The sequence below is a fragment of the Myroides sp. WP-1 genome, assembly GCF_014145635.1.
In the GTDB taxonomy this organism is placed as follows: Bacteria; Bacteroidota; Bacteroidia; order Flavobacteriales; family Flavobacteriaceae; genus Flavobacterium.
Genome location: NZ_JACHTC010000012.1, coordinates 94,434 through 113,504, shown reverse-complemented (window position 1 = coordinate 113,504; position 19,071 = coordinate 94,434). Strand labels below are relative to the sequence as shown.

Sequence of the window (19,071 nt, the reverse complement as noted above, 5' to 3'; positions counted from 1 at the left end):
CAGATTAAGTGGATTGAAAATAAACTCAATAATCGACCTCGTAAAAGACTTGGATACCTCACGCCAAACGAAAAATTTAAACAAATTATTAATCAGAATTCTGTTGCATTTGCAAGTTGAATTCAGCTATTCCTTTTTAGCATAACCTTTACCTTTGGGATTTTGCATGCTAAATGGCAGTGAAACTCCTGTTATTACGTCAGTCCAATACCCTGTAACCTTACCGTTATTATAATCAAATACCCCCTTAAAAACATGACCAGAAGATTCTGTAAATTCAAGATAAGTATCGTTAATGGTTCCTTCAATGGGTATAGGTATTTCGTATTTTATGTAATTATAAGATCCAGAAACCTTATTGTCATTTATTTTAAGGTATAAGTCAAAGGTGTATTTATTGTCAATTTCCCCAGTAAAGTGATAGGTATAGTGGGTGTTGACGTTTTTCCATCCTTCTCTAATTTGACTTACCTCGGTATCGCTGTGATTTTCTATAGTAGAAGAGGAGAATAAATAAGAATGATCTTGAGGATTAGTTTTCTTTTGACAAGAATTCAAAATGAGTACCGCATTCAAAACACAGTATATGATTTTCTTTTTCATTGTTTTTTTATTAGCAAAGTAAAATTACACTGTTTTACTGCAGCCGTGCTTGTCCTTTTTATCCTATGGTAGAAAATAATTGAGATTTAAAAGGAAGTAAAGTTTTTTCTTTGTTATGTAGTGATTTATTGTGAAAAATATGAAAAAATAACTCGAAAAGAATAACTAGAAAAACGAAGAATAGTTTTTAAAAGTAAATAAATCAAGATTACTATTGCCATTAAAAAATAATTACAAGCGAAAATAGCCTATCACGTTGCTCACATAGATGATTTGTATCTCCCAAAACAAAACAATATGGAGTAGTGTGATAGGCATCAAAAAGCTGTACGCTTGCTCGATACTAGGAGCAAGGGCGTATATAAAAAAGTGAATGTTTCTACTAACTCAAGAAGAGTCTTAGTTTTTCCTATTGCCTAGGGCAGCAAACAATAGGATACTGAGAAAGTGTATACGTGTTTTTTAAACTTGAGTAGTGTATTGCTGATAAGGGGTTAAAAATTAAACAAATAGAGCAAAGAAGTTAGAACTAGATCACTCCTTTTATATTTTGTTTAACCTGCTCAAAACAAAAGAGTTGAGAGCAGGCCCAAACAAAAACTAGATATACTTCCTCTAAAAAGATCATTGAGCTTCATGAGAATAGAAACAACGCAAAAGACTATAATGATGATATGCGATGTCTTTACTTTGATAAAACTACCAAGTCATTAAGAAGTTGTACGTTATGGTAAAAGTGTAAGGTGAAAGCTAACCTTAATCGGTTAGTTTTATTGTGCTTGCTTGTTTGGGAGAATACAACCAAGGTATATCGTGTACGCAATAGAATTAATTGCGTTTTGAAATCGATTGGATAGTTCAGCTGTTATTCTGGACTATCGCAATGCGTACCCCTTAAAAAAATATGTCTTCTACTGGAGGTTTTCTTTTGGAAACAAACGAGAAAGGTTCTATTTTTAGAGTGCGAATCATATAAAATAAAAACATCAAGTTTTATACCCCCTCGACATTTGTTTTATTGAGGTAGGAGGTAAGGTCGTTGAACGCCTTACAGATAAACAGCAGTGAGCACATCAGCCCCTGTGTCTGTTTATAAACTTTACTCTAACTTGTTTATGCAACAGGAGTAAAAGTGATGTGTTAAACCTTAATAAATAAAGTATACGGTAAAGTTTACAAACTTAAAACCCTATCTGATATTGCGATAACCTATGTGCAATAGGAAAAATGCAATGACAAAAGTAGAGTACATAACATCATTTTCACTGTAAAAGGAATAAGATGTTGTGTTTGATATATCAAAGATAAAAAAAAATAGCTAAATGCGTGTTATCGAACGCGTTTTTTTTACTCAAACTAATCGATTTATATTATGGAAGATATTAGTGTTAAAATATGTACGTTTATTTATAAAGAATGGATGATTAGAGAAAAATCTCAACGATCTTTTGCTAAAAAACTATTACTAGATGAAAGTGTTGTAAGAAAAATAAAAAAGGTAGCTTTAGCACAAGGGGAGATGTCCTATGATATTCCTTTATCGACCATTCAGAATATTTGTACAGCTAAAGACATGACATTCGTTGGTTTTTTTCAGATGATTGAAGACTATAAATAAGAAGATGCGGCTGTTATCTAAAATAAAAAAACTTTTGTTACGTGCAGAATAAAAAAAGCCTTCTATTTCTAGAAGGCTTTTTTGTATTATTTTAATCGGATGTAAGTAACGGTAACTGGAAGTTCAGCTCCTCGCATATCGATATTGTATTCTACTGTTAATTTTTTGTCTGTAGCGGCTTTAATAGTACGCGGTGTGTGTCTTGGATCTTCGCTATTTAAAGTAATAACTTTATCTGCAATTGCTCCTTGTATTGCCGGTTGATCAACTCCTTTTTTATTGGTTTCTACTACAATAGCTTTATCATCAGTTAACGTCATGATATCTTTTGTAATAGCATCATCACCTCCTGGCATTTCTTTGAATCTGTGTTTCATTTCTCTACCGTTATAGGTGTAGAATAAACTATCCGTTTCCCAAGTTCCAACATAGGTGTCTGGTTTGCGGATTACGCTGTTGTCATCGCTTGAACAACTGCTAATTGCAATTGGCAATGCCACTAAAGCACAAATAGCTACTAATTTTTTCATTTTGTCGCGTTATAAGTTATTTTTGATTAAAGGTATTTAGGTTAAAAGCCTTTTACGCTCTTATTGTATAAGTCGTCTTTTTCTTCTGTTGTTAAATTGCGTTTGTATTGTAACAAAGCTGCTTCCCAATCGCCGTAACCTGTGTTGGGTAAAACAATAAATCGCTTGCCAAATAACGCTTGGTTATTTTTTACATTTTGCAAGCGTTCTTCTTGTGTTTTCTTGTCAAAAGCCGTAGAGAAATCTGACAGGTTATCTCCAAGAAGCATTACAATTTCATGCGTTTCACTTAACTTCTGACGTCTTGTTTCCTTACTCGATTCTGTAGTTCGAACAATGACGTGCTGTTCATCTGCAAAAGGGTAGTTGTACTTTTGTAAATTTTTCAATGTACCTGCTTTATCATTTTGGGTACGATTGGTAATGTAATATACTTCAATTCCCTTTGAAGCAGCATAGTTAAAGAACTCTAAACTCCCCAGTAGAGGTAAAGCCTCTCCTTTTGAAGTCCATTCATTCCATGTTTCTTCACTAAATATTTTTCCTTGACGAGCCATTTCCACAGCATAAGGAGAGTTGTCTAAGAAAGTTTCATCTATATCCGTAACAATAGCCAACGGTTTGTTGTGCGATTGCGTTAAGATTTCATCTACTCTTAGCGTAGCAATATTAAAAGCTTGAGCAGCTAAAGCTTGATATTCAGCTGCGTTTTGTTGAAAAACTGCAGCGTATAATTTACCGTTTACCTCAATTTGGTGTAAAGGGTTAGTTGTTGAAGTAACTTGACTTGAAGGGATTGTTTTACATGCACCTAAAACAAGTAGTCCTGCAAGAAGAAAAGTTCTTTTTAACATATTTTAGTTTTACTGTTTATTATCTTACAAAAATACAACATAAAATTAGAATAGTAGATGTTCAAAATGAGAAGGTAGCGTTATAATAATCTAAAAACCGCTCAGAAACGAGTGTTCTGAGCGGTTTTTATCTATAAAAAATGTTTCTTACTCTTTGTATTCTGCAGCCTTTTCATCAAATAGATCGTCAACAGACCAGTAGCGCTCTCCCGTATCGTAGTTAAACGTTAGAATTGTTGCTCCTTCTTCAATCTCAGGTAATTTTTGAGCAATAGCCGCTAGAGAAGTTCCCGTAGAAATACCAGCTAAGATGCCCTCTTCTTTGGCGATTCGATTAGTATAAGTAAAAGCTTCTTCTTTATCTATGGTAATAATGCCATCGAAAATATCCGTATTGACTACCTTGGGAATAAAACCAGCACCAATTCCTTGTAGAGGGTGTGGACCAGGTTGCCCACCACTTAATACAGGGGAATTTTTAGGCTCTACGGCATAAACTTTTAATTGAGGAAATTTCTCCTTCAGAACCTCTGCTACTCCTGTAATATGTCCACCTGTTCCAACTCCTGTGATTAAGTAATCAATCCCTTCCGGAAAGTCGTTGATGATTTCTAACGCTGTTGTTTTACGGTGAATTTCTGGATTAGAGAAATTGTTGAATTGCTGAGGTACCCACGCGTTTTCCATTTGCTCTGCTAGTTCCGTCGCTTTTGCAACTGAACCTGCCGTACCTAATTCTCTCGGAGTTAAAACAAATTTAGCTCCAAAAGCAGCCATTAATTTTCTTCTCTCAATACTCATAGATTCAGGCATTACCAAAATTAATTGATACCCCTTCACAGCACAAACCATTGCTAATCCGACACCTGTATTTCCTGATGTAGGCTCAATGATGGTTGTGTTTTTATTGATAATTCCCTTCGCTTCTGCATCTTCTATCATCGCCAAGGCAATGCGATCTTTTAAGCTACCGCCAGGATTTTGTTTCTCTAATTTAATCCAAACGTTATGCGTAGAAGGAAATAGTTTGTTGATTTTGACATGTGGTGTACGCCCAATGGTGTCTAGAATTGTATTTGCTTTCATATTTATTTTTTTTGTCGTTTATATAATAAAATTAATAGGTTCAGGATATTTATCTGTGTATTTGGAGTATACTTTACTTTTGCTGTATATGATTGAATTAGCATCCACACTTTTCGTTAACCATACATTTCCCCCAATAACAGAATCGTGTCCAATTACGGTATCACCTCCTAATATTGTTGCTCCTGAATAGATCACAACATTGTCTTCAATGTAAGGGTGACGACGCGTATTTGCTTTGTCTTTAGATACGGAAATTGCACCTAAAGTAACCCCTTGATAGATTTTGACATTGGTTCCGATGACGCATGTTTCTCCAATAACGATTCCCGTTCCGTGGTCAATACAAAAATGAGAACCTATACTCGCTGCTGGGTGAATATCAATTCCCGTTTTGCTGTGGGCATATTCCGTCCAAATACGCGGAAGGAGGCGAACGTTTTGTCTTTGGAGTTGATGTGCAAAACGGTAAATAGCAATGGCATAAAAACCAGGATATGCAATGTGCACTTCTTGTAAACAAGTGGCTGCAGGGTCATTTTCTAATATTGCAGTAGCATCCGTATTTAATAACGTATAAATAGAGGGTAGGGCTTCAAAAAAATCATCAGCAATCTTATGCGAACGGCTTTCATCATTGTTGATGCTAAACAAAATGGAAACCATTTCATTTTTCAAAGTCGTTAATTTAATGTTGATTGCTTGTTCAGAATGATAGCGTTTATCTTCTAATTGAAATAAGAAGTGAAAAAGCGTATCTGTGAATTGTTCCATTCTTTTTTTATCTAAAAAGGCCGTGGTACTCTCGTTTTTATAGAGTAATTCTTGAATAAAATCCATGTGACTTTAGATGTTTATAGTTAAGAAATGATTGATTTCGTGCTTATTTTGACTGGTAAGTTCAGTTGCTTTTTTGGGTAGATCAGCTTCACCCCAATGAGAAAGTGCTTCCAAAACGGGCAATAAAGATCGTCCCTTGTTACTCAATTGATAGCAAATAGTGAGGTTAGGTTCACTAACAAGACGTTCAATAAGGTTTAGCTGTTCCAGGGCTTTGAGTTCCGTGGTTAGCATTTTACTGCCAATTTTGGGTAGATATTGTTGTAGTACGGAATACCGCGCTTTTTCGATTTGAAAAAGTGTAGTTAAGATAGGTATTCTCCATTTGCCACTAATGTTCTGTAGCGTATGTTGAATCGCATCAATTGCTATTTGGGTTGACATAGTAGGTTTCTTTTAAGAAAGTTACTTTCTTATTGGAAAGCTAATGTACTAAAAAGACAAGTAGCAACAAACTGCTTAACTTTTTTTTAGTATATATTTCTACTAAATATGACAAAATATAGGTTTTATAGTATTGTAAATATACTCAATGCGAATAAAAGGTATCTTTTTGGGATAATAAATGTTAAAAGGAAACGGCTTGCTAGTGAGGATCTCTAAATTAATCAGTACATTTGGTCTAGTAAAGTACGGGAGAAACGCATTTCGTTTCTTCTAAAGAATTAATAGTTCTTTGTGTGTTTGTGTTGAAATAGATTTATTTTTAAGATTTCTTTTGAGCGGCTACTTGTAAGGAATTTGGTTTTGTTGTTTTGTTGTTCTATTTCAAAATGGGAAGTAACACTTGCAAAGATACTATATTACCAGAGAGTGCCTTGAAAAAGGCACTCTCTATTATTTTAAAACTATTGACATAACGAGGAAAATTACAACACTATTCCGAAACATTGTATGCACATCGTGCATCCTATCTTATACAAATTACGTATCACGCAGAAGCGCATTATTTAGTCCCCAACCTTTGCTTTTGCGTTTGATTCGTAGTGAATCTCTTTTTTTAGTGACCAATATCAATCCCTTCTTTTAGAAAAGATCCATTGAGTTAGTTTATGGATAGCGATTTTAGATTATTGCGATAGGCTTCTAGAATATCTGCTTTTAAGATGTATCCGAAGTATTTATTGTCTTTTTGAACCAATACGAAATCAGCCTTTTTTAAGTCAAATTTATTGACAATGTGTTTGGTACTATCATTGTGTGCAACCGTAATAGGTTGTTCAATAAGGTCGCTTATAGGAGTAAATTTCGTCTGAAAAGTACTGAATACAATTGGGCGAACGTGGTTGAGATTAATTACGCCAAGCAAGTTGTGTTCTTCGTCAATAATAGGAATAAATTCTTGCTGTGTTTGCGTAAAAATAGCCACGGCATCTTGGGTTGTCTGCGTTGATTTTAACAAGTGAATATCATTGCGAATAAAATCGTGAACATTAATGGTCGAAAGGATATTAGCGTCTTTGTCTGAGGTGAAAACCATACCTGTTTCGGCAATGGATTTAATATCCATCGAATACTTTTCCATGTGTTTCGCTATGGCAAAACTAATCGATGACACGATAAGTAGGGGAACCATTAATCCATAACCACCAGTTATTTCAGCGATTAAGAAAATCCCTGTTAGCGGAGCGTGAAATAAACCGCTGATTACTCCTGCCATACCCACAACAGTAAAGTTGTGAATTGGTATGTCTTTCGCTCCCAAAAGCGAAAAGAATTTAGCTAATGAAAAGCCTAAATAAGATCCAACAAAAAGAGAAGGAGCAAAGTTACCTCCGTTTCCGCCACTGCCCATCGTTAAGCCTGCAGCAAAGGTTTTGACCAAAGCTGCTCCAGCAACAAAGAGTAATAATACCCAGTCATTGGTTGCAAAATTGCGCAATAAGGTGTTGTTGAGAATGGTTTCAGGATGATCGCCTGCAAGAATCTTAATGCTCTCATATCCCTCACCAAATAAAGTAGGGAAGAGGAAGATGAGTACGGCTAACATGGTAGCCCCGATAATCGCTTTTTTGTATACGTGATTAGTAAATTTTGAGAGATAAGCTTCTGTCTTTCGAAACATTCGCGCGTGATATACACAGAATAAACCAGCGAGAATTCCCAAAATAACATAGTATCCCGTGTTGAATGTATCAAAAACAAGCTGTTTTTTGAACGACAACAGAATATCTTCTTTAATAATTAAATCTGTAACAATTGTTCCCGTTGCAGAGGCAATCATAATGGGAATAAATGCAGATACCGTAATATCAGCTAGTACAATCTCGATTGCAAAAAGTACTCCGGCTATTGGCGCATTAAACGCAGCGGAGATACCCGCTGCCACCCCACACCCCAAAAGTAAGATGCGGTCTTTATAACTCAGTTTGTAGTTTTGAGCAAAATTAGATCCAAAAGCTGCACCTGTAATGGCAATAGGAGATTCTAGTCCAAGTGATCCTCCCATACCTACAGTAAGTGAACTCGTGACAATTTGAGAGTACATTTGCTTTTTGGGCATAACTCCAGATCGCTTGGCTACTGCAATCATGATCTGATATGTTCCCTTTTCAATACTGCCATTCAAAAATTTTCGGATAACAAAAACAGTAAGTAAAATACCTATAATAGGTAGTATACTATTGGTGTATGGCAAATGAGAAATGTTGTCAATATAAGTAGCGAATTTGAACACAGCATGGGCAAAAGACTTTAAAATCGTTACCGCAATGGCGCTCGATGCTCCAACCAACACACAGGACAAATAGAGAAATTGGCGATCCGAAAGGATCGATTTTAAAAAAAATAAAATACCTTCTGCATACCGAAAGGTTTGCTTAAAATAGAATGCAATACGTTTTTTATTCCAAATCTTCATGGTGCAAAAATAGCCTAAATAGTCGACAAAAGTAGCGTAGACTGTATATTTTTTTAGCCTAAAAACTAGATTAAATAGCGGTGAAACGCGAGGTTTCTTGCACTAAAACAACGTGATTTTCTAATTCTTTGAAAAATTGAATAAAATCAGCTTCAAGAATTGTATAGTGTTCTTTTAGTTCCTCTGTTGCAGCAGACATTTTAGAAATACCTTTAGTTCTGCGATCCATTTGTGAGAGAATGTACCCCAATCCATCTATTGTTTCGTAACAAGTAAACCAATTCTCACGTATCATGATGGGTAAAAAGTTTTGAATTTTTGTAGGTAAAAGAGCAAAATTGTTTTCTAGAGAGGTGTAAAACGCCGCTGCGTAATCTGCTAAAGGTTGTGAATGGTATAAAGACCAATTTTTGGCTAGAAAATGATCGTAATACATATCAATGATAACCGCTGCGTAATGATTGTATCGAGGTACAAGGAGCTTTTTGTCTTTGCGCCAAATAGGATGTGTATCTGTATAGGTGTCTATTTCTCGGTGTAGGAGAATTCCATACTGCACCTCTTTGGGAAATTCTAAGTATTGTTTTCCTCGAATGCTATCTGCTATAAAATTGCCAATGGCTCTCTTTTCATGATCACCCGATAAGTATACATGTGCTAAAAAATTCATCGCTCTGCTTTAAAATCAAATTTACGTTTTTTAGTTTAGTATTTGAAAGTATAAGCGATCGAATTGTTTTATATTTGTTCTTGTAGAAGAATAAAAAAAAAATTAGACTATGACATTGATAAAATCAATTTCAGGAATAAGAGGAACTATAGGTGGTAAAGTTGGGTTTAACCTAACACCTGTTGATGCCGTAAAATTTGCATCAGCCTATGGAACTTTCATTAAAAATAAAGCGGGTAAAGAGCAGGTAAAAGTTGTTATTGGACGCGATGCACGTTTGTCTGGCCCTATGATTCACAATTTAGTAGTACACACTTTAGTGGGATTGGGAATTGATGTGGTTGATTTGGGCTTGTCCACTACACCTACAGTAGAAATTGCTGTGCCAATGGAACAAGCAGATGGAGGAATTATCCTAACTGCATCACACAACCCAAAACAGTGGAATGCTTTAAAATTACTCAATGAAAAAGGTGAGTTTTTAAGTGGCGCAGAAGGAGAAGAGATTTTGGATATTGCCGAAAAAGACGCATTTGTTTTTGCCGAAGTAGATCGTTTGGGAACGATTGTTCAGAAAAATGATTATATGGATATTCACATTGACGAAATTTTAAAATTGAAACTAGTTGATGTTGCAGCCATTCAAAAACGCAAATTCAAGGTTGTTGTCGATGGAGTGAATTCATCAGGAGGGGTTATTATTCCTGCTTTACTGAGAAAATTAGGTGTAGAAGTAGTTGAATTGTACTGTGAGCCGACCGGACATTTCCCGCATAACCCAGAACCCTTAAAAGAACATTTACAAGATATTTGTGCTTTGGTGAAAGCAGAGCAAGCAGATCTTGGTATTGTTGTGGATCCGGATGTAGATCGTTTGGCTTTTATTTCCAACGATGGTGAAATGTTCGGAGAAGAGTATACACTTGTTGCTGTGGCAGATTATGTATTGAGTAAAACACCAGGAAATACCGTTTCTAACTTATCGTCTTCTCGTGCATTGAGAGATGTTACGGTGAATCGCGGCGGATCGTACCAAGCAGCTGCTGTTGGAGAAGTAAATGTAGTTGCCTTGATGAAAGAAACCAATGCGGTGATTGGTGGTGAAGGAAATGGAGGAATTATTTATCCTGAAACTCATTATGGACGTGATGCTTTAGTGGGGGTAGCTTTGTTTTTGACACATTTAGCCAATCAAACGTTGACTGTAGCTGAGTTGAGAGCATCTTATCCTCAGTACTATATGAGTAAAAATAAAATCGAATTGACTCCTAAGTTAAATGTTGATATGATTTTGGATCTCATTGCAGAGAATTATAAAAATCAAGAGGTTACGACAATTGATGGAGTTAAAATTGACTTCCCAACTAGTTGGGTACACCTGAGAAAATCAAATACAGAACCTATTATTCGCATCTATACAGAGGCCCCAACGCAAGAAGAAGCAGATGGTTTAGCCGGTCGTATGATCGAAGAATTGCGCGTGATTGCTGGAATTTAATCGGTGTAAAAACGGAAAGTGAAGGAGGGGAGATGAAGCGCATAAAGTATGCATAATAGACCAGATATAAATCTATAAAAAAAAGCGAAAGATATTCTTTCGCTTTTTTTATAGATTTAATTTCTATCGTCTTAACTCATCATCTCACCATCTCACCACCTCATCACCTCATCACCTCACTATCTCACCATCTACTGAATAACAGCAGGTTGAATAGGCGTATTACTGTGTACAACAATAAAGGTAGAAATGGCGTAAAATGCTTTGTTTTCAGGATTATTTGCTGTCCAAGGTTCTAATTCATAGTTGAAATTCAGTACTTTGTTTTTCAAATCACCAGACACATTATTGATATAAGGAGGAACAACCATTCCTGGGCACCAACCAGCACGATCGGGTTTCCAGTTTCCTGGATTTTGATTGTTGATCGGATTGGATGCGCAACCAATAGGCCCCATATAGTGTTCAAAAGCATTGGTTCCATCCAGCTGAATGTGATGGGTTCTAAAACACCATTCTGCACATCCTCTACCACCTGCGTCGTTTGGTGTTGCATGTCCCCATCCTGAAATTGTTGTTCTGAAATATGCTAGCTTCGTGTTTTCAGGTAGTTTTATACTACGAGCTAAATCAGTCGTTTGATTCGTTCCATATGGCACTCCATCAATAGAAGATTGATTGTATTGAAATAAAGGCGTTACAGCAGAATATTTATATGCCGTTTCTCCATAGGTAAAATCAAAGTCAACACTATACACACGCCCTTTAGCTAACCAAGTTTCCGTGTATATTTTTAACTCTACCTCACCAGTTAAAAGCGATTTGAAATCCGTTACGTCAAATTCCCACCCGCGTTCGAGTTTCTCTGAACCTACCCAATACGGAGTAATAAAACGCCCGATTTCATACCATTCATTTGTGCTTTTATTTTTTACATAAACGTTTGCAAAGCGATCCCATTCATCACACTCTTTATTTTCACAAGGGTTTTGAACATACATTTTTATCGTTTTTACGTGTTCAATGTCTTGGGGAAAAGTAAAAGTACCTTCTGAACTTTGAGATAAACCATCGCCGAAACCTACTTTTACATCCTTAAACGTTTTGTAATTAAAAGTTCCCTCTTTGATTGGAGGTGGAAAAATTACACCATCGTCTACGATGATTTCAGGTTCTGTATTATCAGAGGAACAAGAAACTCCAAAAATTAAACTGAAAAGGGATAAACTAAGTAATACTAAACGTTTGTTCATGGTTCTTTTTTAAATGTTATTGAAATGTGAATATAGTTAAAAAATAATTAAATTAAAGTATTAAAATGCTATTATTGAAAGAGTAGATGAAAAAGTCTGGAAATGCGATGCGTGGGACATCGTTATTTTTTTATAAATTTAACGAATAAGTTAAATGACTTTTTTATGACAGCTAATTCAAAACGCTTGATTCCCAATTCAATTCTTGTTCAGTTGGGATTTTTAGTACTTATAGCCTTTGTGTTTTATCTCTTGGCTAGTAATTTGATTTTTTTTCTCCCTGGTTTTTTAGGAGCTTTATGTCTTTTCGTTTTGCTGTTGACTCCCTATCGCTGGATGACTGAGAACAGAGGATGGAATAAGAATGTATCCATTATTGCCCTGATGTTGGGAAGTAGTTTATTGGTGTTGGCTCCTTTGTATTTACTCATACAAACACTAACCAAAAAAGTATTAGTTGTCCTTCAGGATAAAGATAAAATTCAAGAGGGAATTGAATCTACCGTTCGAAGTTTGAGAGACAATTACGGCATTGATATCTTTAATGAAAATACCATTAGCAAAGCAACCGAATTGGGTACAGAAGCCTTTCAGGCCATTGTTAATACTTCGGTTAACAGTGTTGTAGAAATTGGAGTTGCTTATTTGATGTTGTATTTTTTGTTTAAAGAATACAAGCAGGTACAAGGTTGGATTATGCAATATCTACCAATGCAAGAAAACAATATCGATGAAATGAAAGTAGATATGAAACGCCTCGTTATGTCTAATAGTGTAGGAGTACCTTTAACTGCTTTTATTCAGGGGGTTGTTGCTTTTATTGGTTATTTGATTTTTGGCGTAGAGGATGCCTTCGTGTTTTTTATTTTAACGGCCTTTGCATCTTTGTTACCCGTGGTAGGTTCGGCTATTATTTACATTCCTTTAGTTTTGATGCTATTAGCTAATGGCCAACAAGGAAATGCACTGGGTTTAGGGTTGTATTGCCTTTTAGTAGTGGGAACTTCTGATAATTTAATTCGCTTTTTACTGCAAAAGAAAATGGCAGATATTCATCCGTTGATTACAATTTTTGGCGTGATCGTCGGTGTCAATATTTTTGGTTTTATCGGTATTATTTTTGGGCCTATTTTATTTTCATTGTTTATGTGGTTGATTAAAATTTACTACCGTGAATTTGTCGCTCCAACAAAAACAAAAATTGTGGAAGAATAAACGGGATAGATCCCAACAGTAGATCTTTTGTCTTTAAAGGTTTGTTCTGCGTTGTCTTATTTCAAAGAGATTATCCTTAATCGCCTTTGATTTTAGCTAAATTGCAAGTAGAAACGCGAGGATTGGATTATCTTTGTTTTTCTCAATAAAATGAAACGATGAGATTATGAGTGGAAATACCTTTGGAAAATACTTTAGTTTAACAACCTTTGGCGAATCACATGGTGAAGCATTAGGCGGAATTATAGATGGATGTCCAGCAGGATTTACCTTAGATATGCAGGCCATTCAAGCAGAAATGGATAGACGTAAACCCGGGCAGTCAACCTTGGTTACTCAACGCAAAGAATCGGATAATGTTCGATTCTTATCTGGTATATTTGAAGGGAAAACAACAGGAACTCCTATTGGGTTTATCATTGAAAATACCAATTCAAAATCTCAAGATTATGACCATTTAAAAGATACCTATCGACCAAGTCACGCTGATTATGTGTATGACAAAAAATATGGCATACGCGATTACAGAGGTGGAGGAAGAAGCTCTGCACGAGAAACAGCTTGTCGAGTAGTAGGAGGTGCAATTGCCAAACAGTTATTGGCTCCTATTCAAATTAAAGCATATGTTTCAGCAGTAGGAGAGATCCGTGTAGACAAATCATATACTGCTCTAGATTTGAGTTTAATAGAATCTAATGCCGTTCGTTGTCCAGATCCAAGTACAGCAGAAGCGATGGAACAACTGATCCGACAAGTAAAAAAAGAAGGGGATTCTGTTGGTGGAGTCATCACTTGTGTGGTACAACAGGTTCCTGTAGGGCTAGGCGCTCCCGTTTTTGATAAACTTGACGCAGTATTAGCTCAGGCTATGCTGAGTATTAATGCAGTGAAAGGGGTAGAGTTTGGAAGCGGTTTTGCAGGAACTCAATTAAGAGGTAGTCAACACAATGATATTCTGTTGCCGAATGGTCAAACACAAACCAATCACGCTGGAGGAATTGTTGGTGGAATCAGCAATGGCATGGATATTTACTTTCAGGTAGCCTTTAAACCAACAGCTACCATTATGAAAGATCAACCCTCAATTAACACGCAAAATCAAGTCGTAACGGTTCAGGGAAAAGGTCGCCATGATGCTTGCGTTTTACCACGAGCAGTTCCCATAGTAGAAGCCATGACGGCTTTGGTATTGCAGGATCTGTTTGTAGAACAATTTGGTAAATCTTTGTGATTTTATTTGTTGGACACATCGTCTCACCAACGAACAACGACCAACAACGACCAACTACTCTTGAAGCATATACCCCGTTCCTTTAATGGTGTGGATTAGCTTTCGTTGCGTTTCATCGATTTTGTTTCGGATGTATGATATGTATACATCTACCACATTCGTATTGGTGTCATATTGAATACCCCAAACTTGTTCTAAAATTTGAGTTCTCGATATAACTCGCCCTTTGTTTTCTAAGAGATACAATAGCAATTTGTATTCTTTAGGAGATAAGTCGATGATTTTGCCATTTTGACTGACAATGTGTTTTTCAGGATCTAATTGTAGATTACCACAGATATAGAAATTGGTTTTGTTTTCATAATTGAACTTAGTGCGTCTTGTCAAGGCATTAATGCGTGACAATAGCTCACTAAAGTGAAAGGGTTTAGTTAGGTAATCGTCTGCACCTCCATCTAAAGCGTCAATTTTATCTGTGGTATCGCTCAATGCACTTAGCATTAAAATAGGCGTATAATCCTTCTTGAAGCGAATCATTTTAGTTAGTTGAATTCCGTCGATATCAGGTAGCATAATATCCATGAGAATCAAGTCCCAATCCCCATTAAGAACGAGTTTTCTTGCCTCATCTCCAGATGAAGCAAGTTGAACATGCATGCCTTTTTCTTCTAATCCTTTGACTATGAATTCGCTAATTCGTTTGTCGTCTTCAACTAATAAGATATTCACTATTTATTGATATTTGAATTTGATTTCATAAAATCAGACACAAGATACGCGATTAATTTTCCAACGACGTGATTGTTGGTTGGATAATCTAAATCAGGGGCACCTTCACAGATATGCAGATAAGCAGCGTTGGATGATTCGGCAAAGAAATGCAAGAATTGACGTGCGCGTTCTGCCGAAAAACCAGTAGGAGTAATGGCGCTACTTGCAACATTAGGAATGGCGTCCAAGTCAATTTCTATCCCGTAATATCCCGTGTCAATGTGTTTTTTTGCGTTTAATAGCTCGTTGCTAAATGATTTCTCCTTTCGAATATTCATTTGTTCGTACGTATTGTATTTTACGCGATCAGCATGAACCTTTATGGCGCTAAAAATACCTTTGGAGGTATAGTTTTCATGCAGACCAAAAATAAAGTAATTCTTGAGGAATCCCTCTTCAAAGGCATACGAAAAACCATTGCCACTATGTCTTCCTTCTAAAGGTCTAAAATCAGTATGAGCATCAAAGTTGATTGCATTTACTGCTTTGCCTTTAGCTAAAGCCGTTCCTTTGATGTTGCCATAAGCATTGTTATGACCACCACCGATAACGATCGGGATTTTATTTGCTTTTACAATTTTGGCAACCAGATGAGATACTTCTTTATCGATCGACTGTACTAATTCAAAAAGGCGTTTTCGATCGGTTTTGTTGGACGGATCTAATTGTTTCGCTTCTTCTACCTCAGCCTTGAAATTGAGATGGCCTAAGATTGTTACCCAATACCCTTTATTGAATCGGTTGTGTTGGATGTTTAAAAAGGTAGCAATAAATTTATCCCAAGCAGAAGCCGTGCCCATTCGACCAAAATTCGCTTTTACCCCAATGTCTTCTGGAATACCAAGTACTACGTATTTGCTCTCATGTTGTGCGAGTTCTTTTTCCCAATTTAAAGGATCTTGAATCAAGTTGACGCGTTCACCCAATTTGATTTCTCCACTTCTTAAACTCGTTAATTCAAGTAGGTTATCTCTTGTGAAAAATGTAAGTTTTGCCTGTGTCATGTCGCGTTGTTTTTGGTCTGCTCTAAGTTAGTTTTTATAAGGTTGAATTTCGCCATTTAAAATGACAGTTCCAATGGGGTTACTTGCAAAGGCATACGGAATTTCGTAGAACGAATGTAGAGGTTTAGTAATGATTAAACTTGCTTTTTTTCCTTTAGTTATACTGCCATGTGTTGTACCAACCCCCATAGCATAAGCGCCGTTGATGGTTGCAGCATTAATAGCCTCTTCCGGAGTTAATTTCATTTTGATGCAAGCAGTGGCAACTACAAAATTCATATTTCCAGAAGGAGTTGTTCCCGGATTGGAATCAGAAGCCAAAGCAAGGGGAAGTCCTGCTGCTAACATTTTTTTTGCAGGTGTATAGGGAATCGAAATAAAATAAGAACAAGTAGGTAAAGCAACCGGCATTGTTTTGCTATTTTTTAAAATTTCAATATCGGCATCTGTAACAATTTCTAAGTGGTCAACAGAAAGAGCATCATGCTTAACACAAGCCGCAATACCATCAATAGCAGTAAACTGATTCACGTGAATCTTTGCACGCATACCATATTGTTTGCCTGCTTCCATGATGCGTTCGGTCTCTTCTACAGAAAAGTATCCTGTTTCTAAAAAAGCATCGATGTATTCTGCTAAATTCTCTTTGGCAATAGCGGGAATCATTTCGTTGACAATTAGATCAATGTATCCCGTATGGTTGTCTTTGTACTCGCTAGGAAAGGCATGTGCTCCTAAAAAGGTAGCTTTAATCGCAATGGGATAGTTATCCTTTAATCGTTTAATTACACGCAACATTTTTAATTCGGCTTCTACCGTTAAGCCATATCCTGACTTTATCTCCACAGCACCCGTTCCCTGAGCAATAACTTCTTCTAAGCGAAGTTTGGATTGTTCGTATAATTCTGCCTCACTTGTCTCTTGTAGCTTTTTGGCTGAGTTGAGAATACCGCCTCCGCGATTGAAGATTTCTTCATAACTTAATCCATTAATGCGATCTACAAACTCCAACGTTCTGTTTCCTGCATAAACTAAGTGTGTATGACTGTCAACCCAAGTTGGAAGTACAACACAACCCTGAGCGTCAATCACTTTTGAAATGCTTTCATCATCTACAGGACAATGATCCATAGTCCCATAATCTAAGATGTCTTCATCCTCAATTAATAAAAAAGCATCCTCAATTTTAGGCAACACCTTCATAGCTGCTCCTGCAACCATATCCACGTGTTCAGCTCTCGTTTGTAGTAATTCTTTTATGTTTTTTATTAAGATTCTCATCGTTTTTATTTAATTTTTTTGATACCGATAAAAGTACGTTTTAAAAATGTTATATATTTAAACAAATTTACTAATGTGAAACGAGTTAAATATAGTAAAATAAGAAAACTTCAGCCAAATTCTTTAGAATATTCTGGCTCTTTTCCCGATGTTCCGATATCTATGCAGCTGTTTATCTATACGGAAGATCACTTTGAGGAGTATAATGACTTAAGCTTGAGGGAAATAGAGGAAGTTTTGCGAAATTCTAGTGCAGATGCAATCAAGTGGTTTAACTTACACGGCTTACACGATATTGAACTTTTACAAGAAATCGGTGATTTTTTTCAAATTCAATCCTATATTATGGCCGAAATTCTCAACTTTGGTCGAAGAACTCGAGTAGAAGATTTAGACGATACCTTGTTTTTTAGTGTAAAAGCGTTATTGCCCTATCAAGAACTGCAACAAAGTGTCGATATTGAGCAGATAAGTTTCATTATGCGTCAAAATTTACTCCTTTCCTTTCAAGAGAAAAAAGGGGATTTCTTTCATATTATTCGCGAGCGAATTCGCAAGAAAATTGGACAAGTTCGAAAAAGAGACACTAGTTATTTGTTGTATTTACTGATGGATTCTTTGATGGATTCTTTTTTTATCACCTTAGATGTTGTAGAAGATAATGTCGAACAAATCCTAGTAGAAGCACGTACTAAATACCATAAAGATATCTTGATTAACATTGAAGAGTATACCCAAGAACTCAATGATATTAAACGTGCTGTAATGCCGATGCGAGAGATCTTGAACAATGTCAAAACACTACACGATAAGAAAACTACACATCTAACTATTATCAGTAAAGAGAGCTTGGTCTTTTTTGATCGATTGCAGTATAAAAGCATCGAGATATTGGATCAGATCGAATATAGTTTGAATAAACTCGACAGTGCAACCAATTATTATTTTTCATCCCAAAGTAACCGGATGAATGAAATCATGAAAGTACTGACGATTGTATCGGTGATTTTTATTCCCCTTACTTTTATAGTAGGAGTTTACGGAATGAATTTTGAAAATATGCCTGAATTGAAAGCAGAAGATGGTTATTTCTTTACGCTAATAGGCATGTTTGTGTTAGTTTTATTGATGATCGGATATTTTAAATGGAAACGCTGGTTTTAAAGATAGAAAAACAAAAGCCCAACGACTTTCGTTGGGCTTTTGCATAGGAAACAACATATAACTTAGATAAAGTATAAAACTTTATATAGTTCAAATTTTCAGTACACAGAAAGGAAGACTTGAGATGAGAAATTCTAATCTAAAACCGTTCACTCGCTTTGTGTAGGAGCTTTCATCAACAAATTTAGATAACCTTCTTTAGTTGAACTAATTTATTCTCTTAAAAAGTAATTAAAGATATGGTAAATGTAGGGGTGAATAGTTAAAAAAAACATGCTTTTTATTCGTTATTGTTACTTGTTTTTTACTAAAAATGTTTTTTATTTGAAAACATTTTAATTATTAACAATAATGGTTTTTGGATAGATGAAAAAAGTGATAAATAAATAGAGAAGACTTATTTATGCTAAATTAAAGGGATAGCGCGGGTACACAGAGGGTTTTTAGCCTAAGTGAAAGAGTCTTTTAATTCTTTTTTACATTATATAGAAATAGTTTTCTATAGAAGTGTATTTTTGCTACAAATAACAAGTATCACCCTGAAGAAAAAAGAAATCTCTACGAGTTGAAACGGAGTAAACAGCTGTTTACAA

The 19,071-nt window shown here is 35.8% G+C and carries 17 protein-coding genes and 1 pseudogene; 6 read left to right on the top strand and 12 right to left on the bottom strand.

Annotated elements, in window-relative coordinates:
* Positions 1 to 120: pseudogene (locus H4K33_RS11715) on the top strand (IS30 family transposase); the annotation flags it as partial.
* Positions 121 to 126: 6 nt separating this feature from the next.
* Here the strand turns inward: H4K33_RS11715 and H4K33_RS11710 are convergent.
* Positions 127 to 603, bottom strand: a complete 477-nt coding sequence (locus H4K33_RS11710) for a hypothetical protein (protein WP_182649156.1) — start codon at positions 601 to 603, stop codon at positions 127 to 129.
* A gap of 1,372 nt (positions 604 to 1,975) precedes the next feature.
* Between H4K33_RS11710 and H4K33_RS11705 the strand changes: the two genes are divergently transcribed.
* Positions 1,976 to 2,221, top strand: coding sequence for a transcriptional regulator (locus H4K33_RS11705; RefSeq protein WP_182649154.1), 246 nt, complete (start codon positions 1,976 to 1,978; stop codon positions 2,219 to 2,221).
* A gap of 86 nt (positions 2,222 to 2,307) precedes the next feature.
* On the opposite strand, the gene H4K33_RS11700 is transcribed toward H4K33_RS11705, so the two are convergent.
* The 7 genes from H4K33_RS11700 to H4K33_RS11670 form a co-directional block, all read right to left on the bottom strand.
* Entirely contained in the window at positions 2,308 to 2,751 is a 444-nt protein-coding gene (locus H4K33_RS11700) for a hypothetical protein (RefSeq protein WP_182649152.1), read from the bottom strand.
* Between the two features lie 41 nt (positions 2,752 to 2,792).
* Positions 2,793 to 3,605: a 5'-nucleotidase, lipoprotein e(P4) family gene (locus H4K33_RS11695; RefSeq protein ID WP_182649150.1), complete on the bottom strand. Its 813-nt coding sequence runs from the start codon at positions 3,603 to 3,605 to the stop codon at positions 2,793 to 2,795.
* 147 nt (positions 3,606 to 3,752) lie between these two features.
* Positions 3,753 to 4,691 carry a cysteine synthase A gene (gene cysK, locus H4K33_RS11690; protein ID WP_182649149.1) on the bottom strand — a complete coding sequence of 313 codons (939 nt, stop codon included), beginning with the start codon at positions 4,689 to 4,691 and terminating at the stop codon, positions 3,753 to 3,755.
* An 18-nt stretch (positions 4,692 to 4,709) separates the two neighbouring features.
* Complete coding sequence (locus tag H4K33_RS11685) at positions 4,710 to 5,531, bottom strand: serine O-acetyltransferase (protein ID WP_182649147.1); 822 nt, start codon at positions 5,529 to 5,531, stop codon at positions 4,710 to 4,712.
* A gap of 6 nt (positions 5,532 to 5,537) precedes the next feature.
* The gene (locus H4K33_RS11680) at positions 5,538 to 5,915 is read right to left on the bottom strand and encodes a helix-turn-helix domain-containing protein (RefSeq protein WP_182649145.1); all 378 of its coding nucleotides are present in this window, start codon (positions 5,913 to 5,915) and stop codon (positions 5,538 to 5,540) included.
* Positions 5,916 to 6,576: 661 nt separating this feature from the next.
* Positions 6,577 to 8,391: a chloride channel protein gene (locus H4K33_RS11675; protein ID WP_182649143.1), complete on the bottom strand. Its 1,815-nt coding sequence runs from the start codon at positions 8,389 to 8,391 to the stop codon at positions 6,577 to 6,579.
* Between the two features lie 70 nt (positions 8,392 to 8,461).
* On the bottom strand, positions 8,462 to 9,061 hold the full coding sequence (locus H4K33_RS11670; protein WP_182649141.1) for an ACP phosphodiesterase: 600 nt from the start codon (positions 9,059 to 9,061) through the stop codon (positions 8,462 to 8,464).
* Between the two features lie 109 nt (positions 9,062 to 9,170).
* Here H4K33_RS11670 and glmM point away from each other — a divergent pair, with 109 nt between their 5' ends.
* Positions 9,171 to 10,559 (top strand): phosphoglucosamine mutase, encoded by a 1,389-nt coding sequence (gene glmM / locus H4K33_RS11665; protein WP_182649139.1) that lies wholly within the window; start codon positions 9,171 to 9,173, stop codon positions 10,557 to 10,559.
* A 191-nt stretch (positions 10,560 to 10,750) separates the two neighbouring features.
* On the opposite strand, the gene H4K33_RS11660 is transcribed toward glmM, so the two are convergent.
* Complete coding sequence (locus H4K33_RS11660; RefSeq protein ID WP_182649137.1) at positions 10,751 to 11,812, bottom strand: peptide-N-glycosidase F-related protein; 1,062 nt, start codon at positions 11,810 to 11,812, stop codon at positions 10,751 to 10,753.
* A gap of 165 nt (positions 11,813 to 11,977) precedes the next feature.
* Here H4K33_RS11660 and H4K33_RS11655 point away from each other — a divergent pair, with 165 nt between their 5' ends.
* Positions 11,978 to 13,027: an AI-2E family transporter gene (locus H4K33_RS11655; protein ID WP_182649135.1), complete on the top strand. Its 1,050-nt coding sequence runs from the start codon at positions 11,978 to 11,980 to the stop codon at positions 13,025 to 13,027.
* A 166-nt stretch (positions 13,028 to 13,193) separates the two neighbouring features.
* On the top strand, positions 13,194 to 14,258 hold the full coding sequence (gene aroC, locus H4K33_RS11650) for a chorismate synthase (RefSeq protein ID WP_182649133.1): 1,065 nt from the start codon (positions 13,194 to 13,196) through the stop codon (positions 14,256 to 14,258).
* A 54-nt stretch (positions 14,259 to 14,312) separates the two neighbouring features.
* Here the strand turns inward: aroC and H4K33_RS11645 are convergent, their stop codons facing one another.
* Genes H4K33_RS11645 through hutI form a run of 3 tightly spaced genes read right to left on the bottom strand, consistent with a single transcriptional unit; the run spans position 14,313 to position 17,314 of the window.
* Positions 14,313 to 14,987: a response regulator transcription factor gene (locus tag H4K33_RS11645; protein WP_182649131.1), complete on the bottom strand. Its 675-nt coding sequence runs from the start codon at positions 14,985 to 14,987 to the stop codon at positions 14,313 to 14,315.
* The gene (locus tag H4K33_RS11640) at positions 14,987 to 16,033 is read right to left on the bottom strand and encodes a formimidoylglutamase (protein ID WP_182649129.1); all 1,047 of its coding nucleotides are present in this window, start codon (positions 16,031 to 16,033) and stop codon (positions 14,987 to 14,989) included. The genes H4K33_RS11645 and H4K33_RS11640 overlap by 1 nt, the downstream gene beginning before the upstream one ends.
* A gap of 27 nt (positions 16,034 to 16,060) precedes the next feature.
* Entirely contained in the window at positions 16,061 to 17,314 is a 1,254-nt protein-coding gene (gene hutI, locus H4K33_RS11635) for an imidazolonepropionase (RefSeq protein ID WP_182649127.1), read from the bottom strand.
* A gap of 75 nt (positions 17,315 to 17,389) precedes the next feature.
* Between hutI and corA the strand changes: the two genes are divergently transcribed.
* Positions 17,390 to 18,478, top strand: a complete 1,089-nt coding sequence (corA, locus tag H4K33_RS11630) for a magnesium/cobalt transporter CorA (protein WP_182649125.1) — start codon at positions 17,390 to 17,392, stop codon at positions 18,476 to 18,478.
* The last annotated feature ends 593 nt before the right edge of the window (positions 18,479 to 19,071 follow it).